We start from the raw sequence: 26329 nt of genomic DNA on the forward strand, positions 1-26329 counted from the left end.
ATAAGTATGAATCCCATTTGTAAAATAGCATGAATTACGCACATCCTGAAGTTTTAGTAGATACAGAGTGGGTATCAAAAAACCCCCCAAATACAAATAGAAAATTAGTTGAAGTCGATTATGATCCAGTTAACGGATATCAAAAAGGACACATTAAAGGTGCATCTTTAATTTGGTGGAAACGAGACATAAACGATCCTGTCACTAGAGATATTATTAATAAAAAACAATTTGAAACACTAATGTCGAAAAATGGAATTACTGAAAACTCTGAAGTGATTCTTTATGGTGATTTCAATAATTGGTTTGCAGCATTTGTTTTTTGGGTTTTCAAATACTATGGTCATGAAAATATAAAAATCATGGACGGTGGTCGAAAAAAATGGGAACTAGAAAGCAAAGAATACACTACAGATGAACCACAGATTCCTCAATCAACATACAAAGCACAACCTCCCGATGAAGGACTCCGAGCTTATCTGTTTGATGTTAGCAGAGCATTAGGAAGAGAAGATACTGTTATGGTAGATGTAAGATCCCCAAAAGAATTCTCGGGAGAAATCACAGCCCCTCCAGAATATCCAATGGAGCATGCCCAACGTGGTGGACATATTCCAAAGGCAAATAACATTCCTTGGGCAACTGCTGTAAACGATGCAGATGGCACATTCAAATCTGTAGAACTGCTCAAACAAAATTATGAGTCAAAAGGAGTAACTCCAGACAAAGATGTTATCTGTTATTGTAGAATTGGAGAGAGATCATCTCATAGTTGGTTTGTCTTAAAATATCTACTTGGTTACTCAAAGGTTAGAAACTATGATGGTTCCTGGACTGAATGGGGTAACATGATCGGAAATCCTGTGGAAAAATAACTTGTCACTAGACCTTCCAATACTCCAGAAAGGATCATTTTATTTCATAAAAGATGGTATTGGTAATTTTATTTTAGAAGACAAAACCAAACGTGGGCTAACAGTAAAGGAGACATCAGTTGATGAAAAACTAAATGTTCCAGCTGATAAAGGCATGATTCATGACATGGATGGAATTGGACATTGGGTGGTTATTAGATGGTATTTTCCAAAAACCCAATTTAATCTCATTAAAATTTCCGAATACGCTGAAGCAATGGAAAAAAAGTATGCTGAACTAAGGGAGCTTACTTGTCCTGACGATAATGACTGATAACCTTTTTAAAGAAATTCAATTCATAAAAACCAGATGTCATTACTTTTAAAAGATCGCGTTTGGTCAATGGAGGCACCAACAGCGAAACGTGGAGTATATCCTCTTCATGGATTTAAACTTGGACTTTATAGATTACCAATTAAACTAGAAGATCCTTTGGAGATTAAATCTGTACATGATGGTCTCAAAAAGGCATTTGAAATGGATGCATATGCAGATAGAATTTTTGCAACATATCGCTGGAAAGAACAAAACATGAAAGATCCTGATGCAAAGGGATACGAAGAAGTAGAATTATCTGTTACAGTTGAAATTGTTAGTGGTGAAGTGGTTGATATTATTTATCAAATTTTCCCAATTGAGAAATTTGGTGATCCAAATTGGGTTAAAGATTATAGAAAAAAGGCAGATCATTTTGCAAAGATGGTTATTGATACTATCTTGCGTAATACTATTTTGGCAGATAAGATGATTTCATATCTTGCAAAAGCTGAGAAACTTAATCATGCTCAAGCAACACAAAGACTAGAAGATCTTACTCCTCTTGCAAAAATTGTTCTTAATGCTAAACCAAAAGCAACAGAAGCTAATGAAGATGAAATCGAAGAAGATGATGGTGCTGAAATTGAAATTCCAGATGGAGCAAAGCCTGGACCGATTGATGTTGCTTACAAATCAAAGATGAAACCATCTACTCCTTTTGATGCTAATGGATATACAATCAAGACTTGGGGTAGAAAAGGAACGAACAATGGAATTCTTGGTGTATGGGGAGAGTTTGTCTCTGTTGATTATGATATTTGTATTGCCGATGGCGGATGTATAGAGGCATGTCCTGTTGGAGTCTACGAATGGTTCGATACCCCTGGTAATCCAGCATCTGAGAAAAAACCACTCATGTCAAAAGAACCAGATTGCATATTTTGTCTTGCATGTGAAGGCGTTTGTCCACCACAAGCAATTAAGATCTTTGAGCAAAAATAAGTAAATTATTTTGCAACTATAAATAGCGACTAAACATTTTGTCAAATTAGAAGATGGTCCTTAATCCATTTAACGTATTTGTTTTTGATCTGTTTATAATATCTGCCATTATTATTACTGCATACACTTGTAACTTTTACTATCTTACATATCTCTCAATAAAACGAAAAGTGAATCCTACAACAATAGAAATGGGAACTCCTACAATTACTATTCAACTACCAATCTATAATGAAAAATATGTTGCAAAGAGACTAGTTGATGCAGTTTGTGCGATGGATTATCCAAAAGATAAGATGGTGATAATGGTTCTTGATGATTCAGATGATGATACTGTAGAACTTTTGTTTGATGTCGTTAATACATACAAAAAACAAGGATTTCAAATTGAACACATTAGACGTGGTACAAGAAAGGGATACAAAGCAGGTGCTTTGAAATACGCAATGGAGATTACTGATACTGAATTTGTAGCAATCTTTGATGCTGATTTTATTCCACCAAACTGGTTTCTCAAAAAAGCAATTCCTCATTTTGTAAAGCCCAACATTGGACTAGTTCAATGTCGTTGGGGTCATGTAAATGAAAATTATTCTGCAATTACACAAGCACAAGCACTCAGTCTTGATTTTCATTTTCTAATTGAACAAAAAGCAAAAAGTAATTCTAATTTATTTATGAACTTTAATGGAACTGCAGGAATTTGGAGAACTGATTGTATATCTGATGCAGGAGGATGGCATACTGCCACACTTGTTGAAGATCTTGACTTGAGTTATAGAGCTCAAATGAAAGGTTGGAAATGTCTTTTCTTACCAGACATTGTAGTTAACGCTGAACTGCCAGCTCAAATGAATGCCGCAAAAAGACAACAATTTCGATGGGCAAAAGGTTCCATCCAATGCGCAATTAAATTATTGACAGATATTGCTCTAAAACGTAAAATTGGTATCGAAGCAAAAATTCAGGCATTTGTACAGCTAACTCGTCACATTGTTTATCCTTTAATGCTTATTCAATTTCTCACATTACCTGTTCTTTTAGCTTCTAACATGAATCTCTATTTAGTTAGTTTTATTCCAGCTTTGACCATTGCTACGTATCTTGCAATGGGTCCAGGTGCATACATTATGATAATTCAAAGTATGTACCACAAATCCTGGAAATCAAAAGTGAAAATTTTACCAGCACTGCTTGTTTACAATGCAGGAATGTCTGTCAATAACAGTGTAGCAGTGTTTGATGCTATCTTTGGAAAAAAGAATGAATTTCTAAGGACTCCTAAATATGGAATTGTTACCAAAAAAGACAACTGGAAAGACAAGTCATACAATTTACCATTTACAAAAACAACTCTTCTTGAGATCTTTTTTGGAATTTATGGTCTGATGGGAATTTTAATTTCAATTTTTTCAAACAACCCCGTATTTGCACCAATTATTGGGTTACAAACCGTCGGATTTTTCTATATCTCTTTTATGAGTCTCTCTCATACAAGTTTTAAAAGAAATAAATCACTCAATGTTCCTGCTTTAACCAAGAAAGAGAAGATGGAAAAAAGAACATACCAATTAGCAATGATTGGAGTACTTGGAATCATAATCTTTGGTGCGTTTATGTCAATTAACGGCTATCATGCTGATGTTTACCCCCTTGATAGGATACGTGGAAACTTGGATGGCATAATCGGCTCAGCTGATCCAGAAGCCATTAAAATTCATTTAACTGCAATTAAACAAGACTTGGCAATTGTTATGGAAAAATTACCTGAAAGTAAAAACCCAGTTTGGGTATTTCCGACAGAATCTACAAACTTCCTTCGAATAGATCGTGATGTTGAAAATATGCTTGTAACTGCTCAAACACTTACAACCGTTTCTCCCGACAGTGCCGCATTTCAAACTGGCATGACTAACATTGGTGAACGCTCTTTATCTATTCGTCAAAATATTATGGATGCAACTCCGTACATGTTTGTCAGCATTTCTAATATCATATTTAGTACAATGTGGATAGCTGCCATTTTAGGAATATTTGCAATTCTTAAACGAAAGAAAGATCAACTAAACACATTTGATGAAGTACCAGGCGTCTAAGAAATATTCAATTCAGTTCTAATTTCATCTACAGCTCTAATTCCGTAAATATCTCTGATCTGTTGAATTCTAATTGATTCTTTCAGTAGATCTTTGCCAATCGCATTTGTTAGAATTGTAAAGATGTCACTAAATCTTACTTCCCATTTATCTGCACAATCTAAAATTTTACTTACTGCCCACTGTCTTACTTCATGTGGTAATGGAATCTTTTCTCCTGCTTCTATTGACAATCTATCAAATAAATTGATTATCTCGGCAGTTTGTGTTGCCATATTCTCAAGATCTTTTGAATCTCCATACTTTGATTCTGCATGCATTCTGATGTTTGATTGATATTCTGACAGCTTTAGTAATGCCATCACTTCTTTTGATGATTCGCTAGATGCTTTACTTGTAGTGCTTTTTACCTGCTGCATCTCTTCAAAGATCCTATCTGATTTTTTGTGAAATTCTGCAGTTGATGCGTCTTGTCGTTTTAAAATATCTGAGACTGAAGAAATTTTTTCTTCTATTTTGTCTGTCTTCTCAAAAACATTCTTTTTGAAATTTGAAAAATCTTCTTGAACTGATTTTAATCCTTCCCCTACAAATGCTGTAGAATCTGCTCTATGCGATAATGAGTTAATCTCAGTCTCGATTTTATCGATTTTTCCAGATATGCTTTTAATGGAATTTATGCTCAAATTTGATGCAGAATCTGCATTTCCTGCTATAGTAGTAAATTGTTGCTTTAACCCCTCAATGACTCCTCCCAAAGAATCAATCTTGGCAGCTTTACCTGCAACTGCATCAATTGCAATTTTAATTGCGTCTAACTCTGTTCTGAGTTTTGATGCAGAATTTACATCGTCTTTTATTTTTCCCAACTCTTGATTCAAGCTGGATATCACCTGTGATGACACATCAATATTTCCAGTTTTTTTGGTTACTTCTTCAATGCTATTTTTTAGATTGTCAATCTCATTACCGATGTTTGACAATGAATCTGTTTTTCCAGCTACCTTTCTAAGATCATCTCTTACTTCGTCAATTCTTTGTGCAATTTTTATTATCATCTGTGAATTATTTCTCATCGAATTCATACTGTCTTCTACTTGCTGGGCTAACTCTAGAGTTTTTGGAGATGATTTTTGTAATTCATTTATTTTGTGTACTTCTTCTTGTAGTCTAACTGTTTGCTCGTTAATTTTTGTAACTATATTAGCTTGAGTTCTTACTTGATTTAGTCCTGCGAAAAGTTTCTGCGTATCGTCTTCTAAAATGTTAATTTGTTTTGATTGTTTTTGTATATTTTCTAATGTCTGTGCTAAAGTATCAATCATGCCTTTCATTGATACGAGTACCTTCTGATTATCGCTAAAAATTTTTGACATTACTTTGATTTCTTTTTGTAATGCTTTACTAGAATCTGTCACTGATGCTACTTTCTTTAAAATGGCTGCTGGTGTTGGTTCACGTTTTACGGCTTTTTTTGAAACTTTATCTGCTTTCTTTGGCTCCTTTACCACCATATCAATTAACATTGCAATATGATGTTAAAAAAGTTAGGTGTAAAATAAAAAATGTAATGAGTTACTTGTTGACAACTTCTGGTTCATGTAGTAACTCATGAAATGTTTTTTCTGCTAGCCCATTAGAAGTCTCGATAAATCCTCTTGGGCAATATTCACATTGAATCATATAGTACGGTATGGTACCGTACTATTAATGCTTGGGTAATTGTGATGTTACCAATTATGCAGTCAGATACCCCAGGTCATTTCTCTACATTATTTTCAGTTGACCTACTCATCATTCTGCAATTAGATTAATGAACATTCAGCATAAAGAGGTTCAAAATATAACTAATTGAAAAAATATTGTTGAATTCCATAAATCCTTTTTGCTGTATGCGCAACTGTTTTTAAACAAATTCGTTCAAGCTTATTGTGGATATCTCTTTTCTTCAGATTGACCTGTCTGAAATTTCTACAATGTTTGAACAGTTTATAGCTGTCTTTAATCCAATTACTGACTTTCATAGATCATTTGTCACAGATTTAGCTTTTATCATGATTATTGGGGCAATTGTGACTCTTGCTTTTTTTAAAATTAAACAGCCTCTGATCATTGGATATCTCTTTGCTGGTATGTTGTTGGGACCTTTGTCTCCTCTTTGGTCTTGGCTTATTCCTCCTGTGGGTATTCCTGATGTGATGAAAGGCGTGGGAATTCTAACTGATTTATCAGCACTTAATCTTTTTTCAGAAATTGGTGTTATACTACTTCTTTTTGTAATAGGAATTGAATTTCCTTATGCAAAAATCAAAAGCATTGGAAAAATGGCTATCGGTGTTGGTACGGTTGGCCTATTTATGACACTTGGTGTAATCTTTTATGCTGCAACTATGCTTGGATTAAATTCCATGGATTCTCTATTTATTGCTGCAGCACTTTCAATTTCCAGTACTGCTGTTATTGTAAAGATTTTAGAAGAGATGGGAAGAATCAAACGAGAATCAACTATTCTTGTATTGGGAATATTGATTGTAGAAGACATAATTGCTGTAATTTTAATTTCATCTTTACAATCAATCGCTTTGGTTGGAACTGTATCCATAGAATCTGTTTTGATTGTAATTATTGTTGCAATCGGAATGATTGTTGGAACATTTACTCTTGGAACCCGACTCATCACACCTCTAATAGATAGAGTAGCGGCAACTGAGCATCGTGAAATTTTGTTACTTAGTGTGTTAGGTGTATGTTTTGGTTACGCTTTATTGGCAAATCTTGTTGGTTTGTCCGTTGCTATAGGGGCGTTTCTTGCAGGAGTGCTAGTTGCAGAATCTAAATCCTCTGAAGTTTCCAAACTGTTGGCAAGTCCGATTAAAGACATGTTCGTAGCTATCTTTTTCATATCAGTTGGTGCACTGATGGATGTTTCTCAGCTTCAAAACTATATTGTTTTGGCTATTGCTCTAATTGCAATTGCAATCGGTATGAAATTTGGAGGAAACGTTATTGGCAGTATTATATTCCGTCAAAAACGTGGAAAGGCAATTCGTTCTGCATTCACACTAGCTGCTCCTAGAGGCGAATTTTCAATTGTTATAATCAAAACTGGAGTTGATATTGGTGCTGTAAGTACATTTTTGTTCCCATTGATTGGTGTGATTTCTATTGTAACTGCATTTATCACGCCATTTATGATACGTGCCAGTGATAAGGTAATACCAATATTTGAAAAGAAAAATGTCTGATGAACTAAAAAAATTATCTGAACAAGTTCATGATGGTGTAACTACATTTGATTTTGAAGGAAAAGACGTTCCATGTATTATTTTAGAAGAAAGAAAGTATGATGAAATAATTTCTAAAGTTGCTGGAAAATCCCTTGCAATTAATACTGATCTTAACATATTGCAAGATGGGCTAGGTCATGTTTTTGTAGAAGTTATCTTAACATTTTCTCAAGATGGGATTGTTGAAAAACTTTTAATCAATGCAAATAAAGATTTATTCTTTTTTGAGTCTCTTGCAAAAACTTCAATGATTGCACTCTCCTCCCCAAAATCTACATATGGAAAAGATAATGTCTTTATGATTCAGCTACCCAAGCCTGAAAAAGCTGAAAATGCGTTAGAAATTATACAACGCGGGTTGGAACAAAATAATCAAAGATAGATGGTGCAGTTACCGGGATTTGAACCCGGGTCACGAACTTGGCAAGCTCGAATATTAACCAAACTGTACTATAACTGCAACAATCCTAAGGGATGAATTTGGATATTAAACTGTTTTTAACTAATGTAACGTAGTTAACTTATGGATGAAATACTGATGGAGAAAATTAAGCAAAAGATCCATGATACTATTTCAAACAAAGAGGAAATACAACAGCTAATTCAATTCCTATCTGATATTGATGATTCAAAATCATTTGCACTTGGTATTGTTGTTGGAAGACTATACAACGCATTTTATTATCAAACAAAAAGAATTCTAGGTCGTGAACCAACAGACATCGAATTTGCAGAATTTTTAGAATTTGTTAAAAGTAGAAAATCTGATTTAGAAAATTTATGGTGACATCTTTTTTTGCCAGTCAATTACTTTGATGTTTGGAGTTCCTGGTATTTTTACACATGCACTTCTGAGAGCTTCTTTTGCTTTTTCTAAATGTGGTGCATTAACATAAAATTCCATAATGCATTGATTACGTGCAACTCTAGCGCCTAAACTTGTAGCTTTGCCCCAAGCTCTTCTCATTCCTTCTGAAATTCTATCTGCACCTGCAGTTGCAACCATTTTATTTTCTCTTAGTAATACATGAGGATAAATTCTGAGTCTACCAAAATAACCTGTTTCTCCAGTAACTTCTTCGAGTTTTTTACTTGCTGATAATCTACATGATTCGATTGCCATATGTCTAATCTGGACTTTTTCGTTTACAAGTAATTGGACACAATAATCATAGTTTGCTCTTTTTCCTCCTTGAAATTTTGCAATTTTTATCTGTGGGTTGCCTTTGATGAAGTCTTTTCTACAGAATGGTTGCCCCTTTCCAACTCTATAATTAGCGCCATGCATGATAATTTCACCCTGAATGCCCATATTTTAACGGTTAGACAACCTTCATTCGTATCTCCAATGCTTATATGGAAAACCATCAACCTTCTCTCATTATGGAAGATACCCCTTTAGTGAAAGGTGAATTGGTCTCAGATCAAACTTGTATCATAGATAAAGAAATGATTCATGAACTTCAACTCAAAGGATTTGGTGAAATTGAAAAAGAAAAATTATTCTTAAAGTCATTTGAGTCTCTTTATCTGTTATATTCTGATAAATTGATTCTTCGTAAGGGTAAAAAGCAAATTAATTTTGATGATTTATTGAGTGTCTGCCAAAAAAATGATCCTGAAACTCTAACAAAATTTTTGATTTATCGAGATTTGAAAACTAGAGGATATGTTGTAAAAGATGGATTTGGATTTGGTTCTGATTTTAGAGTTTATGAACGAGGACAATTTGGTGAAAAAGGGGCAAAATTTCTAATTTTTGGTCTCAATGAAGGTCAGCAAGAGAAAATGGGCACCCTTCAGAAAAAAATTGAACAAATAACTCAGATGGGCAAAGAACCTGTAATTGCTGTTATTGAAAGACGTGGAGAAGTAATTTATTATAAAATTAACCGAATGAATTTTTATGAAAACAAAACAGGTCTAGAAGAACTATCTCAACTCTAAACTTCAAATACCCATTCAGGTGAATATTTCAAAAGATTGTTTCTTTCTGCATCCATAAAGTCATGAACTTGAACATACTGTGTCTTGTTTTCCCACAAGTCTTCAAAATCTTTAATCTTTCTATCTATTCGGGATTTATCATTCCATGATGTAAATACGTCTACTGATTCAAAATCTCTAATGTTGGTAGAAAGCGATGATGATGTTCCAGTAAATGCTACTGCATCTCCGGTTCCATCTTTGAATATGCCAATTCTTTCTGAAAACAAATTTGAAACCATTTCTGAATTTGTAATCGCTATTTTTAATTCAATTTGGCCATTATTTATGAAATCTTGTAGCTTTTGAATTTTAACATCTTTGATTAACTTTCCATCAAAACGTTTGGTGTATTTTTCATTGAAGAGTTTTGTTAGTAAGTTAAGATCTGATATTTTGAATCTATTGCCTGTAATCATTCTTAATCTTGCTTTACCTGAAGTAAAATTATCAAAACCAAATGCAATACCTGCTAGATTTCGTATTGATAAAAAGTCAACACATCTGTCGTACTCTGTACAGGTAGATAGACATGGAAAGAAAAATTCTGCAACTATATCATTTCTATCTGAACGATACTCTTCTTCAAACTTGATGTCTCGTAATCGCAATATTTTTTTAATATGATTTTGTTATTTAAACAAACAATTCTTTGCCAATTTTACTAATATTCAATGATTTGTTAGTTACTTGTGTCATTTTACTTATAAAGAAATCTTTGATCAAAAGATGGCATGTTTGATTTTATTGAGCAATTAAATTTTTGAAAGAATTTTTTTCTTTTTTTCTTGAAATTCTTTATTTGTAATTATTCCTGCTTTTTTTAATTCTGCAAGTTTTTCAATTAATTCTAGATGTTTGCGTGTTGGATTTTTGAAATCCTTTCCCATTTGAATGCCTGATTTTGTACCTTTTTTTAATTTATTACCTATATTGCTGCTCTTTTTGATAATTTTTCCACCGATGCTAACTCCCTTTTTCTTTGCTTGTCTAATAATTTCTTCAGATTTCTGTTTTGTCATTTCATTTACTAGGGTGTGCTTTTTTGCCATGTTGCTTAATTCACGTGTTTTTCTACGTGCAAGATGAGCGTGAAACTTTAGATCTTTGAGAATTTCATTCTTGGTTTTTCTTTTAAATCTCCTTGTATACTCTTCAATGACTAAAATTGGAAATGGACTAAACTCTACATCTAGATAATATTTTATGATTGTGTCATCAGGTAATGTCTTTAGATATTCTTTAATTGATTTTTCTGATTTTATTTCCATATTTTTAACTTGATGTAATCTCATAAAAAGATTCAAGTATATAATGAAATGATCGATAAAAATTATTTACGAATTTTTGAATATATTATTAATCCTGTAACTATCACGGTTCCAATAATAACTCCAATTAACCATTCTTGGGAAAACAACTCAAAATTTGTAATAATTACAATTCCAATTAAATTTGCAATTATCATTTATCAATGCAATAATTGTTAAATTCTTAGCCCATTATTATTCAATTTTATCTTTCTTTTTCATGTAAAGGTATTTTAAACTTGAAAATTGGATTTGTTTGCTCATAAATTGACCGTAGAAAATGAAAAAATTACTCGTTCAGCTTGGTTTGTCCTTGGAACCATTAGCTGCTTGGGGTTAATTGCAATGTATGCTGAAACGATGATCCTGCCAGCAATACCTACCCTTATCGAAGAATTTGACATGCCATATAGCACGTCCTCGTGGATTTTATCTTCATACATGATTGCAGGCGCAGTTGCAACCCCGATTGCTGGCAAGTTATCTGATGTGTATGGCAGAAAAAAAATATTGCTAATTGTAATGTCAATTTATTCTGCAGGAATCTTAGCAGGAGGATTTGCAGATAATTTACCATTTATGATTGCAGCAAGAGTAGCTCAGGGGGTGGGCATTTCTATGTTCCCAATCGCATTTGGAATAATTAGGGAAGTGTTGCCTGAAAAGAAATTAGCAGTTGGACAATCAATTTTTACTGCAACGTTTCCAGCTGGTGCTACATTAGGTTTGTTGATGGGTGCAAATATTATTCAAAATTATGGTTGGCATGCAACATTCTTTACAGTTTTTCCTATTGCTGTATTGCTTGGTTTATTCATATTGAAATTCATTCATGTAAAATCACTATCAAATATTTCAGAAAATAAAATTTCTTTAGACATCAAAGGTTCCATCTTTCTTGCCATTACAATAATTTCATTTCTAGTTGGTATCTCTTACTTGGAAAACAACACAGGAGATGTTTTTGAATCCATTGTATTTTTTGCTATAACCGTTATATCCTTAATAATATTTATCGCAATAGAGAAAAAAGTAAAATCCCCCTTAATTGATATAAAACTCTTGAAAAATAAAATGCTACTTTTTGGAATGTTGATTTTGCTTATTGCAGGATTATGCACTTTCATGGTGTATCAAACAATTCCAATTATGATACAAAGCCCACAACCATTAGGTTTTGGAGGTTCAGAACTAACAACTGCAACAGTTCAGATGCCATTTATGGTAATTTTTCTAGTTGGTAGTATCTTGTCAGGTTTTGCACTAGAGAGGATTGGAAACAAGAGACTCACAGTAATTGGAACAGTGGTGGGTACTGTTGGATTCTTTAGTCTTTTGATATTCCATTCTACAGATTACATGGTAACAGTTACTCTAGCGATAATTGCTGCAGGGTTGTCCCTTGCATTTATTGGTGGATTTAACATTGTTTTGTTATCTACTCCAATTCAGTTTGCAGGAATAGCACTTGGCATGACATTACTTTTTAATTTGATTGGTCAATCCATTGGGCCTTCTATTGCAGGAATGTTTCAGCAAATGCATCGAGGTACAATAGAGGGAGTTTCAGGTAGCTTTCCAACCCATGAAGCATACACTATGATTTTTGTTACAGCATTTGCAATATCACTTGTATCTGTTGGTTTTGCCATTACGCTAAACCGAAAAATTACTGCATAAATCGAACCTAAAATTAATGAATTATCAAAAATTAAATGCTCCCGTCGGGATTTGAACCCGAGATCACTGCCTTGAGAGGGCAGTATGCTTAGCCGGACTACACCACAGGAGCTTGTTCCAAAACAATCTCAATCTCAATTTAAAGGAAATGTTTTGACAATGAGTCTTTGGTAAAAATTAGTAAGTACGTTGCTTTATACAAAATTCTAAATTAATAATTTTATGGACTTGAAAAAATTTATTGAAGAACAATCTTTGGCGACTTTCCCTGTTGGTCTTGGAGGATGTAGAGCAATTAATTCATTTTTTGATTCTTGCGACTATGATATTACAATATTTGATAATAAATCTGAGACAGAAAAAATTATCTCATATGATAATAACTTTATAAAAATTCATCATGGTTCATTAAATGAAACCAAGTCTAATATTCTTGTAAAATACGATGGAATGCAAATTATTCATGATGAATCATGGGAACTTCGAATGTTTCTATCAAAAATAAAAGAGAAACGTTCTATTCTTTACAAAGATAATGCAAAAAATTGTCTGTTTAATTCTCTTTTTTGTTGTGAAAAAACCAAAGAAGGAATTAACACTTCAAATGTATTTTCGTCTTGTTGGCAAATTTGTGCATCTTATTTTTTGGCCGATGCAATTTATTCTCTAAATCTATCTGCTCCAAACCCAACTCACATGTTGGATACGATGCGAAAATTCAAGAAAAATCAAATAAATGAGCACATTTCAATTATAAATCAAACTATTGGAATTGAAAGAGCCACTATTCCACTTTTAGAAAGAATGATCAAATCAACTCTCGGTTTTTCTGATAAAATAGAACAAAATAATCATTCAAAAATAATTCAACAAAAATCAGACTATTTCATAAAAAACTCGATGCTTTCAGATTGCTATTTTTATTTGGGATATGTGAATAGGGATAATTTTGAAAAGATCAAAGACAAAATAGACCACCAGCCAGATCTAATCCACATACTCCGAGTAGCCTTTGATATTGAAGCTGACTCTAATCTGCTTGAACAACAGGCAAAACTCATTCAAAAATCATGCAATACTGTTCTGAGCCTTGTCTCTAGTGCGTAATTTTCTATAATCCTGTACTAACATTTTAAAATAAGTAATTACATTGCGTATCTATGACAGATCAAGCATGTGGATGCGAAGCAGACAGCGGCGATCCAACTTACTCATGTGATTGTGATATGCAAGGTCATTGTATATGCAGCGCAGATTGCAAATGTAAAACTGACGTTTGTAAAGAAGCAGTCAAACAACTGTAAATCAAAGTTGTTTTAATTTTATTTTTTCTTTTTAATTATTCTTCTTCTTCAATTCCCCAAGATTTTACTAATTCCTTTTGGAATTTGTCGGATTGTTTTTCATCTAATGAAAATCCACAATTTTTATGAGTTGGAACTACAGTCATTCCGTCAAGCTTAAACTCTACTTCATACAAGTGAACTTTTGAGCATTCACACATTCTGTAAATTCTTGATTTTTCCTCTATATTTGCTTATTTGAATAACGTTTAACTATCCGTAACGCTCATTTTTTTGTGAAATGAAGGCATTGTTTTTAGTTTTAGCTATTTCTTCAATTATGATTTTAGGTTCATATTCAATTCCAACTGCAATGGCTCAAGTTCAAGCAGGTGGTGTTGAACTTCCAGGTGATCCAACATGGTTTGCAGGAGAGGGTCTCAAAAAAGGTGATTTCTTTTCATATTCTTTATGTCATGTAAATTATCGTGAATGCGTTCCTTTTGAAATGGATTTATGGATTAAAGGTGATGTAAAAACTGGAAGTGAAGACAAGTGGCTTGTTGATGTTGTAGTTTATGATGGAAATAAAATAATTAAAGGAAATATGGAAATTGGAAAACTAGCTCCTGAACCATCTGGAGGAACTGACAATCTTTTGGTGTATAGAAGTGCATTCAAATCTTCTATTGTATGGTTATCTGCTTTTGCAAATGGATATGATGTAGGTGGTGATAAAGGACCAAAAAAATTCTCTGCTAAATCTTGGGGAAAAATTGGAAACATTGGTGGTGAACAAATAATCCCACTTGCTATTGAAAAAGTAACTGTAAGAGCTGGAACATTTGATACTGTTGATATCTCATGGAAGACCGGCGGTGTTAGAAGCCATGTTTATGTTGTTGATAATTTCCCATTTCCAGTAAAAGCTCATACATATACTCATGTATCTTCTGGAATCCCACCTACAGAATATGAGTTTGAATTACTAGAATACAAACAAAATATTGTTAATGATCCATTTGCAAATGTTTCTTCTACTGACAATATTTCTGATTTTAAAGGATGTCCAAGTACTGATGCTTTAAACAAGTCAGTAAAGAAACCAACCAAAAATTTTGAATATCAAATCCATGCTTACTATAGTCCAGATTTCCCAGTTGAGGGATGTCCAATGAAATGGCAATTAAATTTCCTTAGTAAATTTCATGACACTGAATTTTTGAATCAAGTTCAGTTTGATCTTATGGTTGTAGATGACAAATTTACTTTACCACCATTACGTTCTGTTGCACAAGATCAGGGATATGATTATCTATATTCACCATCTGGTCAAGCCACTATTGACATGACTGTTAATCATAAACCTGGTATTGCTCATTTTGTTGTTTATGTATATGGATTATCCCCACAGGGAATAGTTCCATCAAACCCAATTGATTATCTTGTAATTGATCTTCCAATATCTGCAAAGACTGGTGGTTCCACTACCTCAAACATCCCATCTTGGATTAAAAATACCGCTGGATGGTGGGCTGATGGCTCAATTGATGACAACTCCTTTGTTCAAGGAATCCAGTTTTTGATCAAAGAGAACATAATTAAAATTCCACCAACATCCCAAGGCACCAGTTCTACTGCTAAACAAATTCCATCTTGGATTAAAAATAATGCTGGATGGTGGGCTGATGGCTCAATTGACGATAAATCCTTTATCGAAGGACTCCAATTTTTGATCAAAGAAGGAATTATGAAAGTTCCTCGAGCAGCTTCAACTTCTAGTTCAAGTAGCTCTGGTCCTGCATCATGGCTTGATTAAAAATACTATTTTCATGTACATTCAAATTGTTTGATTTTCAAGTTGATTAAATGACAGGGTTATTCAGTTATCCGAAACGACATCTAAAAAAATTAGTTAAAAACGGAGATTATTCAGAGGCACTTGAATTTGGAAAGAGTTTGGAGGAAAAATTTTCAAATGATCCTGATTATATGTTTATGATGGGGAGCATCTATTTTATTTTAGAAGACGCAAAAAGAGCAATTCCGTATTTTGAAAAAGCAGCTCAAATGGCTCCCGACGATGTAGAGACTTTGACTCTAAAAACAAATGTTCATCTTGCATTACAACAAAAAGATGAAGCAATTGATTGTTGCAAAAGAATCATAAAACTGCAACCAGAAAACTATGAAGCACACGGTCTGCTTGAAAAGTTAGAATCTCTTTAAAGCATTTAATCTGTTTTATTTTTCATCTCATATGCATTTTCTAATAACCAATCACAAAACTTTGTAACGTTTTGATCAAATTCAGTCCAGATGTGAACTGAATGAGGCAAAATGTCAATCTTCCAGTTATCTGTAAACACTCTGACTCCTTCTTTGTTATCATACATGTAAGCGTCTTGAACTTTAATATCTCCTAAAACTTCTTTTGCCTTTTCTTTAATTAATTCTCGGTTAATTGGAAATCTCTTTTTATCATAATCTACAATCAAGCTAAGATCTCTTTTTCCATACATCTCAAACTCTTCGATTCTTCCTTCTTTTGGAAAATTAACGACTAGTTTGATATTGTATTTTTTGCCAACTTCCTTGCCAATCTCTACTATTCTTGCATATGCCATGCCTGGATTTTTCTTTAACATGAAGCGAATTTGTGGTAGATTTGATTTTAGCTGTTGTTGAAGATCTGTTACTATTTCTGTGAATAACATGATATTATTAATTTGAAACCGGTTATATTCATTAATCTTGTGACCTGATTAGTTTTTTTAGATGTAAAAATAATTGTCATTATGGCAATGCCGATGGATTATAACGGTGTACGAATCGATGATGGTTCTGAAAGAACAGATAATGTTAATGACTACAAAATAACTTGCATGGATTTTATCAAAGAAATATCTCATGATTATGAAGCATGGGTTGATTATTACAAACTTCCAGAAGATGAAGACAAAATTAGACGAAATGGAATTCGCTCAACTATAGAAAGAACAAATGACTGGATTGCTAAAGTTGCCCAAACAATCAAAGCAGTTGATGTTGTTATGAATGATGGAATTCAAAAGATGGCAGAATCTACAGCAGGAAAACCATTAGAGTTTGGTGTTTTTGTAAATGGTAAATCAAGTTACACCATGGCAAAACCTGGAATTATAGATGTAAATGTAAAATCAAGCGGCAGGCAGGGAAGAAAGACAAAGCTAGGTTTTCATTTTAAAGATGATAGATTTAGAATTGAATCTACATGTGGTGCATTTTTAGATGAATCTGATTTGCCAACAAAAGAATTTGATCTAATGGATATTCATCTAAAACTACATGCAGAAAATGCAAAACAACGTGATGTCATATCATTTACTGTTACTGTTAGTGAAATGGAAAATGATGCAGAGTTTGAACGAAGGGGATTAACCACTATTGTTCATATAGTGTAATCTCTATTGCAACTCTTTTTTCTTCCGCTCTTTTTTCACCGGGATATTTTAACTGAGAAATCTTTTTCTCTAGTTTTTCGTCTTCAACTACTTTTGCCTTGCCCGTATACCTCGAATTGCCATATTCTATGATTACATCTGGATTTGTCATGGCATTTTTGAACCAGTCTCCATCTGGTCTATGTCTTGAAAAATAGATTTTTTCATTATACTTTACAGCACGAAGCATTACTGAATGTATTTTGCCTGTCTTTCTGCCTTTTGTGCTTAATACTGCACGAAATACTTGGCTCATTACCATTAGGCAATACTTCTGTCAAGTAATTTAACCTCATTGCTAGAAAATTATGATATTTGGTATGATAAGCAAATCTGACTACAGTAACTCATGTCAGTTAAACTCGAAGATATGCCTGAAAATACAGCCACAGCCGATGACTTTGTTGGAAAAAAAGTCATAGACAGAGAAGGAATCTCTTATGGCAAAGTCAAACATATTCACATTAATCAAAAAACTCTAATCGTTTCAGGAGTTACCATTCATCAAGGATTTAACAAAGACTATTTCCTTGGTGCTGATTACATTGATAAATTCACAGAGGAAACTTTACTGCTTGGTAGACCTCCAATTAGAACTGGAATTCCAGCAGTTGACATTGATGGTCATAAAATAGGCAAAGTAAAACGATTACACAAAAACCCTGATACTCACGAACTAGAGTCTATTGAAATCGGAGATGGCATATTGCACTCAAAAATAATCTCTAAATCTGAAATTTGGGGAATTGGCGAAAAACTTATTCTTAAAGTAACAAAAGAAGGATACAAAAAATTAGAATAATCTATTTTAAGAATTCTTTAGTTATGGTTTTTTATTGCAATTAAGACAGATAGGAATTCCTTTATCCAATGTAATCTCGACATTTGATGTGTGACACTTTTGACAGAGCCCTTTCATGTTGTGACTGACTAAAATGACCTTTAAATTTTTTGTGAGATAATTAACACTTAACAATTTATAATTGTAATAATCGATCAGAATATGTACTCAGTAGAGACTAGATCTCTTTCAAAAACTTTTGGTACTGTAAAAGCTGTAAATGATATCTCTTTTGCAGTTGAATCTGGTGAAATATTTGGATTTCTTGGTCCTAACGGTGCAGGTAAAAGTACTACAATTATGATACTTACCACGTTACTCAAACCAACATCTGGCCAAGCTCTTGTTTCTGGATTTGATGTAATGACACATGCAAAACAAGTTCGTCAAAGTATAGGATATGTACAACAAGAATCTACTGTTGATGAATATCTATCAGGAAGAGAAAACTTGCTATTGCAAGCAAGACTCAATCATATCCCAAAAGATCAAATCAATAAAAGAATTGATGAAATTTTGGAATTAATTGAATTAACTGATAAGCAAAATGATTCTGTAGTTACTTATTCTGGTGGCATGAGAAAGAGATTGGATATTGCAGGTGGATTATTGCATCATCCCAAAATATTATTTTTAGACGAGCCTACGGTGGGCTTGGATATTCAAACACGTAGAAAGATTTGGGAATACATAAAAAAAATACATCAGGAATTCAATATGACTATTTTTCTTACAACTCACTACATGGAAGAAGCTGATCAACTATGTGATAGAATTGGAATTATTGATCACGGACAGATTCAAATCATTGATACTCCAGAAAATATGAAAAATGCCATGGGTAATGAAGTGATATCTTTAAAATTTGAAAGCAAGAATTCTGATGATTTTTTATCACAACTGCATAAAATTGAATATGTTAAAAAGATAAACAAAGATAATGACAAGTTAACAATTTTTACATCAAATGGAACACAAGTAATTCCTGAAATTTTTAAAATCTCATCCACACTTGAAATTAAAATTATTTCCATCTCGTTGACTCAGCCAACTTTGGATGATGTCTTTATCTCTTACACCGGTCGGGAAATGCGAGATGATGATGCAGGATTTAATCGAAAGCGTGAACATGCAAAGATGAAGAGGTTACGTGCATGAATTCTCTGATGTATGATACTTATACTGTATTTTGGAGAGAGATGAAAAGATACAAAAAATCTCGTAGTGGAGTTTTAATTCGATTAATTCAACCTGCAATCTGGATTATTGTAATTGGTAACACTTTTTCTGGAACTCAACCCTTGATTCAATCTGTTGGATTTGAAGGAGAATACATTGAATTTATGGCGCCAGGTGTGATAATACTCACTGCAATTTTTACGAGTATTTTTGGTGGAGTCAATACATTGTGGGATAGACGGTATGGATTTATGAACAAGGCATTAACATCTCCAATTTCACGTTCCTCTATTGCATTGGGAAAAATGTCGGCAATCTCTTTAATCTCTGCAATGCAATCTAGTCTAATTATAGGAATTGCTTTGGCAATCGGTGTAAATTTTCCAAATCTGTTAATGATTGCACCAATAATGGCAATTGTGATATTATTTTCTCTTGGTTTTTCTGGAATTTCTGTTATCGTTGCTGCAACTGCAAAGTCTCAAGAGACTTTTTGGGGAGTGATTAATTTTCTTGGAATGCCTTTATTCATGTTGAGTCCAGCCCTTTTTCCACTAGAGTTACTCCCTGATTGGTTGGCAACTATAGCAAAATTCAATCCTGTAACCTACACCGTTTTACTTGTTCGAGAGATGATGACTGGGGTTTCTGAAGGAGGAATTTCTGCATTCTTAAGTATTGGAGTAATTGCTGTATTTGTTTTAGTAATGATTGGTTTGGCAAGCTATGTCTTTACACGAGAAGTCAACAAACCATTTTAGCATAATTTAATCATATAAAAATAAACATATGATTTCTATATAGTCCATGGAGTGATATTGTTTTTTCGTAATCTATTATTGTCATTGCTAAATAAATTACGAAATATGATACTTCAATGATAACAAAGAAAACATCATTGCTTATGATCGCAACTATAGTTGCTATTATGGCACCACTAAGTGCAAATGCCGCAACAGCCCCCGATGTTCCTAGTTCTGATAAGACATACAATCTTAATGGAGCAGGTGCAACATTTCCATTTCCTTTGATTGATTTATGGAGAGTTGAATATCACAATGATTTTGACAACGTGAACCTAAACTATCAGTCAATTGGCAGTGGAGGTGGAGTAAAGCAACACATTGAGAAGACTGTGAATTTTGCAGCATCTGATGCACCATTGACTTCTAGTGAGAGAGAATTAGCTCCAAAAACACTCCATATCCCTGAAACTATTGGAGGAGTTACAGTGGTATACAATATTCCTGAAATACCAAATAGCGGATTGAAATTAACTGGAAAGATAATTTCAGATATCTTTATGGGAAAGATTACTAAATGGAATGATCCTGCCATTAAAAATATTAACCCTGAACTTAATCTTCCTGGAAAAGAAATTTTGGTTGCACATCGTTCAGATGGATCTGGAACAACATTTGTGTTTACTGACTATCTTTCAAAAATTGATCCTGATGGTTGGGATAAACAAGTTGGAAAAGGAAAATCTGTTCCTTGGCCAACAGGTTTAGCTGCTGCAGGAAATGAAGGAGTTTCAGGAATAGTAAAATCCACAAAGTATTCTATAGGTTATGTTGAGTTAGCATATGCATTCCAAACTGGAATGTCTTTTGCACACATTCAAAACGGTGACAAAACTAATTTCGTTGAACCAACTATAGATACTATCAGTAATGCCGCAGCCGGAATCATATCTAAACTTCCAGCAGCAGAAGCAGATTGGTCTGCAGTATCTATTGTGAATGCACCTGGACCTAACTCATATCCTATTGCAAGTTTCTCATATCTTCTTGTGTATGAAGATCTAGCAAAAGTGACAAAGAGTAAAGATGAAGCAAAAGCTATAATCCACATGATTCATTGGATGATAACTGATGGACAGCAATTTTCATCTAGTCTATTGTATGCTCCTCTACCTACCCAAGTTATAGATTTGGATAAAAAAGGACTATCGCGTGTTACATATGACGGTGAAGTTCTTTGGAATGGAGGTTCTGCAAAACCAAGTTCAAAACTTCCAGATTGGATTAGAAACAATGCAAAGTGGTGGGCAGATGGCTTGATCACAGACGATGACTACATCAAAGGACTACAATATCTTATTTCAGAAGGTATTCTCAAAATCTAATTTTTTTCTTTTTTTGTAATTATATTTTCATGTTTTTATTTTGATAATTATTTTTAAAATTATATTTTTAAGATTTAATATTAACATCTCAAATTTTTTTATTTCTGTTTTTGTTCTATATAGTATTACGACAACTATCTATCATTATGTTCTATATGTAGAAAATGTTGATCTGGTTTATACTCTCTGATTAATTTATTTCATCAATGAATACAAAAAACGCAATAGCTATGACGACATTAAGTGTAATTGCAATATTTGCAATTATGTCAATAACCGTTTCAGCAAATGAAGCATTTGCTGTATCTATAACCAATTATAAAATGGTTGAAGACACATATGCCAAAGTAACGTTCACATTTAGAGATGGAGTAGAAGAAACTTATTTTCCAGTCTTTAAAATGACCACATCTTATGTTGCAAACTCTGCTGCTGAATTCCAATTACAAGGAATTGTTGGGGACTATCCACTTCTCAATGAAGCTATGGATCAAGAATATGATTTCAGATTAGCTCCGGCTGAAACTCAATATAACTATAAAAAATTCATAGTTGATGTTGATTTAGTAAAAGGAGGAGTAGTTCAAAAAAATCTTCATTATGTTGATTGTAAAGTGAGTGGCTCAACTACTGACACTGTATTGGATAATGCAGAAGGCTATACAACAACAAAAACTGGATTTGCAATCATTAATGTGATTGACTTTGATTGTATGGGAGTAGTGCAGAAAACATACGCAAACGAGTATGACAGAAACGTGTATTCACAAAACAACCTTGTTGATTATGGGAAACATTCCCAAAAATTAGCTGAAGACGTTCATTCTTATGCAACATTTTATTTTAATGATGGTGCTGAACGAATAGATTTTCCAGTCTTTAAACTAAATACTGGATTTGACGAAAAATCAAAGGACCGTCCAAGCTTTACAGTTCAAGGAATTGTGAAACCTCATAAGCTGTTAGATAATGCAATTGAAAAAGCAAAAAAAGTTGCAGGTCAGCCATCATTATACAATGATGACTTTCAAGTCAATGTAGATTTTGCAAATGATTCTAAGACATTTAGAACGCTCAAATATTCTGATTGTCGAATAGAGGAATACAAAGTAGATACATTATTTGATAAAGAAGAGGGTTACACTGGAAAAAGTGGGTTTGCAATTGTTGAAGACATAACTGTAACATGTGCTGGATTAACTACAAAAAATTATCCAAGTGAAAACACTGTACAATCCAATCCCTATATGATGGGTGGAATGACTCAGGCATTTACTACGATAATTTTACCACATGGTGAAAAGGAAACTCTCAATTTTCCATTCTTCAAACAAACATCTTCCACCGTTACAAAGGTTAGCCAAAAAATAAGCCGATTGACACCTTCGTTCCAACTGCAAGGTGTTGTTGGTGATACTCCAGTTTTGTACAAAGCTGTAGATCTAATAAGAACACGTGGGCCTGCAGGTACAGACTATCAAGGTTTGTTTTCAGTGGTTGTGGATATAGTGCACAACGGCAAATTGGTCAAAACATACAACTATGATCAATGTCGTGTAGCAAGCTATGATGTAGATACTTCTTTTAATGCTGAAGAAGGATATGTGGGTGCAAATGGATTTGCCTTAGTTGGCACTTACAACTTTGAATGTACTGGATATCATCCATCAAATCCATCTTTTGAAGCAATGAATGTATCTGAAAAAGCACAGAATCAAAGCACCAGTGATCTAAGAAATACAGATTCATGGCGAATTGGATTTACTGTGAAACAATAAATCTTCTCCATTCTTTTTATTTTTTATTAAACAGTTTGTATTTGTTCTATTCTTTAGAAATGATACTTTGAATGTTCTCATCGATTGCAATTTCTGCAATATCTCCCGAATATTCTACAATTCTTCTCAAGTCTTCTAAAACAAATTTAATTACTGTGGAATTTTTTTCAGCATCTTTGATTTTTGCCATTATCTCTTTTTCCTCATTAATCACTTGACTTATGCTCTCTGTGACATTTTCCCCTTTTTGAAAATCATGATTTTGAACCGCAGTAATTGCATCTTCAAAAACTTGTAGGGCTTTTTCAGATAATTTTTTAATTTTAATTATAATTTTTGAATCAATTTCATCTTCGACAAATTTAATTCTCTTTGCAATTAGACTTGCGTGATCTCCTATTCTTTCTATTTTGCTTACTATGGTTCTATATTCAAGACAGTTTGATGGTCGTTTTAATCCCATATCCTCAAGTACGCTTTGATTTTCAACTGCCAAGACTAAATTTCGTCGCATGTATAGCCCAAATCTATCGACCTCGTCATCCATATTGACAATTTCATCTGCATGTGGAATGTCCATTTCTTCTAATGCTTCTATTGATTCTTTTATCATGTTGGTTGCCATTAGATACATTCTTTTTAATGCAGATTCAAATGATAATTCTGGCAATCTAGTTAAAATCTGAATAGTTATTGCATCGGAACTGGATTCCACAATCTCTGTACCTATCATAGATGAATGAACTAGATCACGTACGCTTCTGGAATGTTCTGTAGGAATCTTCATTCCTTTGGTCTTTATCCGAATAGTTTTGTATCCTGCAAGATATGCTGCAATAATTTTTCGTTTAACTGATTCTCCTGAATCCTTTTGACTGGAGTTTATGATCGCTATAGTCTCATTTTTATCATTACTATGTTCTCTTGGAAATAGTGTTAATGATTCATTTGAGTTTTTTACTACAGTCACATTTTCCCCAACTTTAATTTTTAATTCCTCGACCCATTCTTTTGGTAATGATATTATGTATGTGGAACCTCCACTCAACTGTATTTTCCTTGTCTGTTTGGTGTTTTCAGTTATTTTCACTGCTTGTATTATTGAATTTTTCCTAATTACAATTTAGTTTACGAACTATATAGAATTATGATCATCCTGTAAAGTATGGTGATATGTTAGATATGTAAATTTTACATCAAAACAGCGTGAGTAAAGTAAATCTGAATTTAAAAAAAAGAAAAGTGATCTCAGATAAAATATTCAAGATCGGAGCTACAGCTGCTGGAACGTATGTTTTGGTAGTAGTGGTATTAATTGCATTCCAACTAGTCTCAGAATCTTATCCTGTTTGGGAAGAGGAAGGGTTATCATTTATTACAAAAACTGATTGGAACGCAGTTGAGGGAAGAGAATCATTTGGTGCTTTGCCATATATTTTGGGCACTCTGACCACATCCGCAATTGCAATGATGATAGGGGTTCCTCTAAGTATTGGAATTGCAATGTTTATTTCAGATGCACCACCAAAAATTGGTGCGCCATTAGGATTTTTAGTAGAACTTTTAGCTGCAGTTCCCAGTGTAATTTATGGTCTATGGGGGTTATTTGTTTTTAGAATATATTTTAGAGATTGGTTTGAAACTCCAATACATGATGCGTTTGGAGATAATATTTGGTTATTTTCTGGTAATCCATATGGATTGGACATTCTAACTGCAAGTGTTATACTTGCAATCATGATAATCCCAACTGTTTCAGCAGTATCTCGTGAAATAATGAAGGCAGTTCCTCAACAACAAAAAGAAGCAGCTTACATGCTTGGTGCAACAAAATGGGAGATGTTCAAACTTGCAATATTTCCATATTCAAAAACAGGTCTGATAGGAGCTTCTATCTTGGGTCTTGGCAGAGCTGTAGGTGAAACAATGGCAGTCACAATGCTGATTGGAAACGCAACTGGAATTGGTGCAATCCCTTCATCGCTATTTGGTCCGAGTCAAACCATGTCAAGTATTATTGCAAATGAATTCGTTGAAGCATCACCTGCGTCTATTCACATGCCTGCACTAATTGGGATTGGATTAATTCTTCTATTAATTGCAATTGTGATTAATGTCATTGCACATTTGCTTGTGACAAAAATGCTCAAAATAAAAGAAGGTGCAATAAATAATTGAGTTCAATTCAAAATAGAAGACAAGAGTATCGTTCTTTATTCAAACAAAATGTTGCAAAAAGATTACTTGTAGATAAGATTGTACGAATAATTGTTTTTTCATGTGTAATCATTGCAATTATTCCGTTAGGCAGTATCTTAGTTGAGGTATTCAAAAATGGAATAACTGCAATTAGTATTGAATTTTTAACTGAAACTCCTGGCTCTGTGGGTTCTGGAGAAGGAGGCATTGGACCTGCAATTCAAGGAACTCTGATAATTATAGGGCTGTCTAGTTTGATTGGGGTTCCAATTGGTGTAATGTCTGGAATTTTTCTTTCTGAATATGGTGACAACAAGCTCGCAAGATCGGTTCGATTCTTCAATGACGTCTTTATGGAGTTTCCATCGATTATTCTTGGAATCTTTGCATTTTTGATAATTGTTTTAGTTCTTGGTCATTTCTCAGTTTGGGCTGGAGCATTTGCCCTGTCTTTGATTATGTTTCCTATTGTTGCAAGAACTACTGAAGAATCCTTGAAGATGGTACCTACAACTTACCGTGAAGCTGGAACTGCATTGGGACTTACAAAATGGATTATCACATTTAGAATTGTAATTTCTGCTGCAAAAAGTGGAATGGTTACTGGAATTTTATTATCTGTATCTAGAATCGGTGGTGAGACAGCTCCATTAATTATGACAATTCTTGGAAGCAGCCAATTCTTTAGCAGTATGGATACTCCGATGGATGCTTTACCTTTGAGAATATGGCGGCTTTCTTTGTTGCCTTATGATAGTGCTCAACTTCAGGGATGGGGGGCTGCATTAGTTTTGATCATGATCATACTTGGAATTAATTTGGGAGTCAGATACTATTTTGCAAATAAAAAAAATACTTTCTTTAGAAATTTGATTAAACAAAGGAAAAATGTTATAAAATGACCA

The 26329-nt window shown here is 33.5% G+C and carries 30 protein-coding genes and 2 tRNA genes; 21 read left to right on the plus strand and 11 right to left on the minus strand.

Features of this window, described 5'->3' with window-relative positions:
• The first annotated feature begins 29 nt into the window (after positions 1 to 29).
• The 4 genes from K5782_RS07825 to K5782_RS07840 are packed head-to-tail and all read left to right on the plus strand — an operon-like array spanning position 30 to position 4271.
• Positions 30 to 875 carry a sulfurtransferase gene (locus K5782_RS07825; protein WP_297465522.1) on the plus strand — a complete coding sequence of 282 codons (846 nt, stop codon included), beginning with the start codon at positions 30 to 32 and terminating at the stop codon, positions 873 to 875.
• A gap of 1 nt (position 876) precedes the next feature.
• Positions 877 to 1188: a hypothetical protein gene (locus K5782_RS07830; protein ID WP_297465524.1), complete on the plus strand. Its 312-nt coding sequence runs from the start codon at positions 877 to 879 to the stop codon at positions 1186 to 1188.
• A 36-nt stretch (positions 1189 to 1224) separates the two neighbouring features.
• The gene (locus tag K5782_RS07835; protein WP_297465526.1) at positions 1225 to 2175 is read left to right on the plus strand and encodes a 4Fe-4S binding protein; all 951 of its coding nucleotides are present in this window, start codon (positions 1225 to 1227) and stop codon (positions 2173 to 2175) included.
• Between the two features lie 53 nt (positions 2176 to 2228).
• Positions 2229 to 4271: a cellulose synthase family protein gene (locus K5782_RS07840; RefSeq protein ID WP_297465528.1), complete on the plus strand. Its 2043-nt coding sequence runs from the start codon at positions 2229 to 2231 to the stop codon at positions 4269 to 4271.
• On the opposite strand, the gene K5782_RS07845 is transcribed toward K5782_RS07840, so the two are convergent.
• Entirely contained in the window at positions 4268 to 5785 is a 1518-nt protein-coding gene (locus K5782_RS07845) for a chemotaxis protein (RefSeq protein WP_297465530.1), read from the minus strand. The genes K5782_RS07840 and K5782_RS07845 overlap by 4 nt on opposite strands.
• A 462-nt stretch (positions 5786 to 6247) precedes the next feature.
• On the opposite strand from K5782_RS07845, the gene K5782_RS07850 reads away from it, so the two are divergent.
• Together K5782_RS07850 and K5782_RS07855 are read left to right on the plus strand one after the other, a co-directional pair.
• Positions 6248 to 7516 carry a cation:proton antiporter gene (locus K5782_RS07850; protein WP_366069566.1) on the plus strand — a complete coding sequence of 423 codons (1269 nt, stop codon included), beginning with the start codon at positions 6248 to 6250 and terminating at the stop codon, positions 7514 to 7516.
• Positions 7509 to 7940, plus strand: a complete 432-nt coding sequence (locus K5782_RS07855) for a hypothetical protein (protein WP_297465534.1) — start codon at positions 7509 to 7511, stop codon at positions 7938 to 7940. The genes K5782_RS07850 and K5782_RS07855 overlap by 8 nt, the downstream gene beginning before the upstream one ends.
• 1 nt (position 7941) lies before the next feature.
• Here the strand turns inward: K5782_RS07855 and K5782_RS07860 are convergent.
• Positions 7942 to 8018, minus strand: a tRNA-Gly gene (locus K5782_RS07860).
• A 63-nt stretch (positions 8019 to 8081) separates the two neighbouring features.
• Between K5782_RS07860 and K5782_RS07865 the strand changes: the two genes are divergently transcribed.
• Positions 8082 to 8345 carry a hypothetical protein gene (locus K5782_RS07865; protein ID WP_297465537.1) on the plus strand — a complete coding sequence of 88 codons (264 nt, stop codon included), beginning with the start codon at positions 8082 to 8084 and terminating at the stop codon, positions 8343 to 8345.
• On the opposite strand, the gene K5782_RS07870 is transcribed toward K5782_RS07865, so the two are convergent.
• On the minus strand, positions 8337 to 8846 hold the full coding sequence (locus K5782_RS07870; RefSeq protein WP_297465539.1) for a 50S ribosomal protein L16: 510 nt from the start codon (positions 8844 to 8846) through the stop codon (positions 8337 to 8339). The two genes, K5782_RS07865 and K5782_RS07870, sit on opposite strands and share 9 nt — an antisense overlap.
• A 95-nt stretch (positions 8847 to 8941) precedes the next feature.
• Between K5782_RS07870 and endA the strand changes: the two genes are divergently transcribed.
• Complete coding sequence (gene endA, locus K5782_RS07875) at positions 8942 to 9505, plus strand: tRNA-intron lyase (protein WP_297465540.1); 564 nt, start codon at positions 8942 to 8944, stop codon at positions 9503 to 9505.
• Here endA and K5782_RS07880 read toward each other — a convergent pair.
• The 3 genes from K5782_RS07880 to K5782_RS07890 all read right to left on the minus strand — a co-directional run bounded on the left by K5782_RS07880 (position 9502) and on the right by K5782_RS07890 (position 11012).
• Positions 9502 to 10155 (minus strand): DNA repair helicase, encoded by a 654-nt coding sequence (locus K5782_RS07880; RefSeq protein ID WP_297465542.1) that lies wholly within the window; start codon positions 10153 to 10155, stop codon positions 9502 to 9504. The genes endA and K5782_RS07880 overlap by 4 nt on opposite strands.
• 144 nt (positions 10156 to 10299) lie before the next feature.
• Positions 10300 to 10815 carry an SHOCT domain-containing protein gene (locus tag K5782_RS07885; protein WP_297465544.1) on the minus strand — a complete coding sequence of 172 codons (516 nt, stop codon included), beginning with the start codon at positions 10813 to 10815 and terminating at the stop codon, positions 10300 to 10302.
• Between the two features lie 62 nt (positions 10816 to 10877).
• Positions 10878 to 11012: a hypothetical protein gene (locus K5782_RS07890; protein ID WP_297465546.1), complete on the minus strand. Its 135-nt coding sequence runs from the start codon at positions 11010 to 11012 to the stop codon at positions 10878 to 10880.
• Positions 11013 to 11121: 109 nt separating this feature from the next.
• On the opposite strand from K5782_RS07890, the gene K5782_RS07895 reads away from it, so the two are divergent.
• Complete coding sequence (locus K5782_RS07895) at positions 11122 to 12534, plus strand: MFS transporter (RefSeq protein ID WP_297465548.1); 1413 nt, start codon at positions 11122 to 11124, stop codon at positions 12532 to 12534.
• A 36-nt stretch (positions 12535 to 12570) separates the two neighbouring features.
• On the opposite strand, the gene K5782_RS07900 is transcribed toward K5782_RS07895, so the two are convergent.
• Positions 12571 to 12646: transfer RNA gene (locus tag K5782_RS07900), tRNA-Glu, on the minus strand.
• A 110-nt stretch (positions 12647 to 12756) separates the two neighbouring features.
• Here K5782_RS07900 and K5782_RS07905 point away from each other — a divergent pair.
• A complete protein-coding gene (locus K5782_RS07905; protein ID WP_297465550.1) occupies positions 12757 to 13641 on the plus strand; it encodes a hypothetical protein in 885 nt (294 codons plus the stop codon).
• Positions 13642 to 13694: 53 nt separating this feature from the next.
• Positions 13695 to 13838, plus strand: coding sequence for a hypothetical protein (locus tag K5782_RS07910; protein ID WP_007549872.1), 144 nt, complete (start codon positions 13695 to 13697; stop codon positions 13836 to 13838).
• A gap of 35 nt (positions 13839 to 13873) precedes the next feature.
• On the opposite strand, the gene K5782_RS07915 is transcribed toward K5782_RS07910, so the two are convergent.
• Entirely contained in the window at positions 13874 to 14038 is a 165-nt protein-coding gene (locus K5782_RS07915; protein ID WP_297465552.1) for a hypothetical protein, read from the minus strand.
• 80 nt (positions 14039 to 14118) lie between these two features.
• On the opposite strand from K5782_RS07915, the gene K5782_RS07920 reads away from it, so the two are divergent.
• Complete coding sequence (locus K5782_RS07920) at positions 14119 to 15636, plus strand: peptidase (RefSeq protein ID WP_297465554.1); 1518 nt, start codon at positions 14119 to 14121, stop codon at positions 15634 to 15636.
• Between the two features lie 50 nt (positions 15637 to 15686).
• Positions 15687 to 16046, plus strand: a complete 360-nt coding sequence (locus K5782_RS07925; RefSeq protein ID WP_297465557.1) for a tetratricopeptide repeat protein — start codon at positions 15687 to 15689, stop codon at positions 16044 to 16046.
• A 5-nt stretch (positions 16047 to 16051) separates the two neighbouring features.
• On the opposite strand, the gene K5782_RS07930 is transcribed toward K5782_RS07925, so the two are convergent.
• A complete protein-coding gene (locus K5782_RS07930; protein ID WP_297465559.1) occupies positions 16052 to 16534 on the minus strand; it encodes a hypothetical protein in 483 nt (160 codons plus the stop codon).
• Between the two features lie 81 nt (positions 16535 to 16615).
• Here K5782_RS07930 and K5782_RS07935 point away from each other — a divergent pair, with 81 nt between their 5' ends.
• The gene (locus tag K5782_RS07935; RefSeq protein WP_297465561.1) at positions 16616 to 17260 is read left to right on the plus strand and encodes a hypothetical protein; all 645 of its coding nucleotides are present in this window, start codon (positions 16616 to 16618) and stop codon (positions 17258 to 17260) included.
• Here K5782_RS07935 and K5782_RS07940 read toward each other — a convergent pair.
• Positions 17241 to 17561: a nitroreductase/quinone reductase family protein gene (locus K5782_RS07940; protein ID WP_297465563.1), complete on the minus strand. Its 321-nt coding sequence runs from the start codon at positions 17559 to 17561 to the stop codon at positions 17241 to 17243. The two genes, K5782_RS07935 and K5782_RS07940, sit on opposite strands and share 20 nt — an antisense overlap.
• Positions 17562 to 17648: 87 nt before the next feature.
• On the opposite strand from K5782_RS07940, the gene K5782_RS07945 reads away from it, so the two are divergent.
• From K5782_RS07945 to K5782_RS07965, 5 genes are all read left to right on the plus strand, one after another.
• Positions 17649 to 18101: a PRC-barrel domain-containing protein gene (locus tag K5782_RS07945; protein WP_297465565.1), complete on the plus strand. Its 453-nt coding sequence runs from the start codon at positions 17649 to 17651 to the stop codon at positions 18099 to 18101.
• A gap of 201 nt (positions 18102 to 18302) precedes the next feature.
• Positions 18303 to 19298 (plus strand): ATP-binding cassette domain-containing protein, encoded by a 996-nt coding sequence (locus K5782_RS07950; RefSeq protein ID WP_297465567.1) that lies wholly within the window; start codon positions 18303 to 18305, stop codon positions 19296 to 19298.
• Positions 19295 to 20080 carry an ABC transporter permease gene (locus tag K5782_RS07955; RefSeq protein WP_297465570.1) on the plus strand — a complete coding sequence of 262 codons (786 nt, stop codon included), beginning with the start codon at positions 19295 to 19297 and terminating at the stop codon, positions 20078 to 20080. Before K5782_RS07950 ends, K5782_RS07955 begins: the two co-directional genes overlap by 4 nt.
• Before the next feature lie 116 nt (positions 20081 to 20196).
• Positions 20197 to 21447 carry a phosphate ABC transporter substrate-binding protein PstS gene (gene pstS, locus K5782_RS07960; RefSeq protein ID WP_297465572.1) on the plus strand — a complete coding sequence of 417 codons (1251 nt, stop codon included), beginning with the start codon at positions 20197 to 20199 and terminating at the stop codon, positions 21445 to 21447.
• A gap of 206 nt (positions 21448 to 21653) precedes the next feature.
• Positions 21654 to 23225 carry a hypothetical protein gene (locus K5782_RS07965; RefSeq protein WP_297465575.1) on the plus strand — a complete coding sequence of 524 codons (1572 nt, stop codon included), beginning with the start codon at positions 21654 to 21656 and terminating at the stop codon, positions 23223 to 23225.
• A 46-nt stretch (positions 23226 to 23271) separates the two neighbouring features.
• Here the strand turns inward: K5782_RS07965 and K5782_RS07970 are convergent, their stop codons facing one another.
• Positions 23272 to 24315 (minus strand): phosphate uptake regulator PhoU, encoded by a 1044-nt coding sequence (locus K5782_RS07970; protein ID WP_297465577.1) that lies wholly within the window; start codon positions 24313 to 24315, stop codon positions 23272 to 23274.
• Positions 24316 to 24431: 116 nt separating this feature from the next.
• Between K5782_RS07970 and pstC the strand changes: the two genes are divergently transcribed.
• Complete coding sequence (gene pstC, locus K5782_RS07975; protein WP_297465579.1) at positions 24432 to 25403, plus strand: phosphate ABC transporter permease subunit PstC; 972 nt, start codon at positions 24432 to 24434, stop codon at positions 25401 to 25403.
• Positions 25400 to 26326, plus strand: coding sequence for a phosphate ABC transporter permease PstA (gene pstA, locus K5782_RS07980; protein ID WP_297465581.1), 927 nt, complete (start codon positions 25400 to 25402; stop codon positions 26324 to 26326). Before pstC ends, pstA begins: the two co-directional genes overlap by 4 nt.
• The last annotated feature ends 3 nt before the right edge of the window (positions 26327 to 26329 follow it).

This window comes from Nitrosarchaeum sp. (assembly GCF_025699065.1).
Classification (GTDB): domain Archaea; phylum Thermoproteota; class Nitrososphaeria; order Nitrososphaerales; family Nitrosopumilaceae; genus Nitrosarchaeum.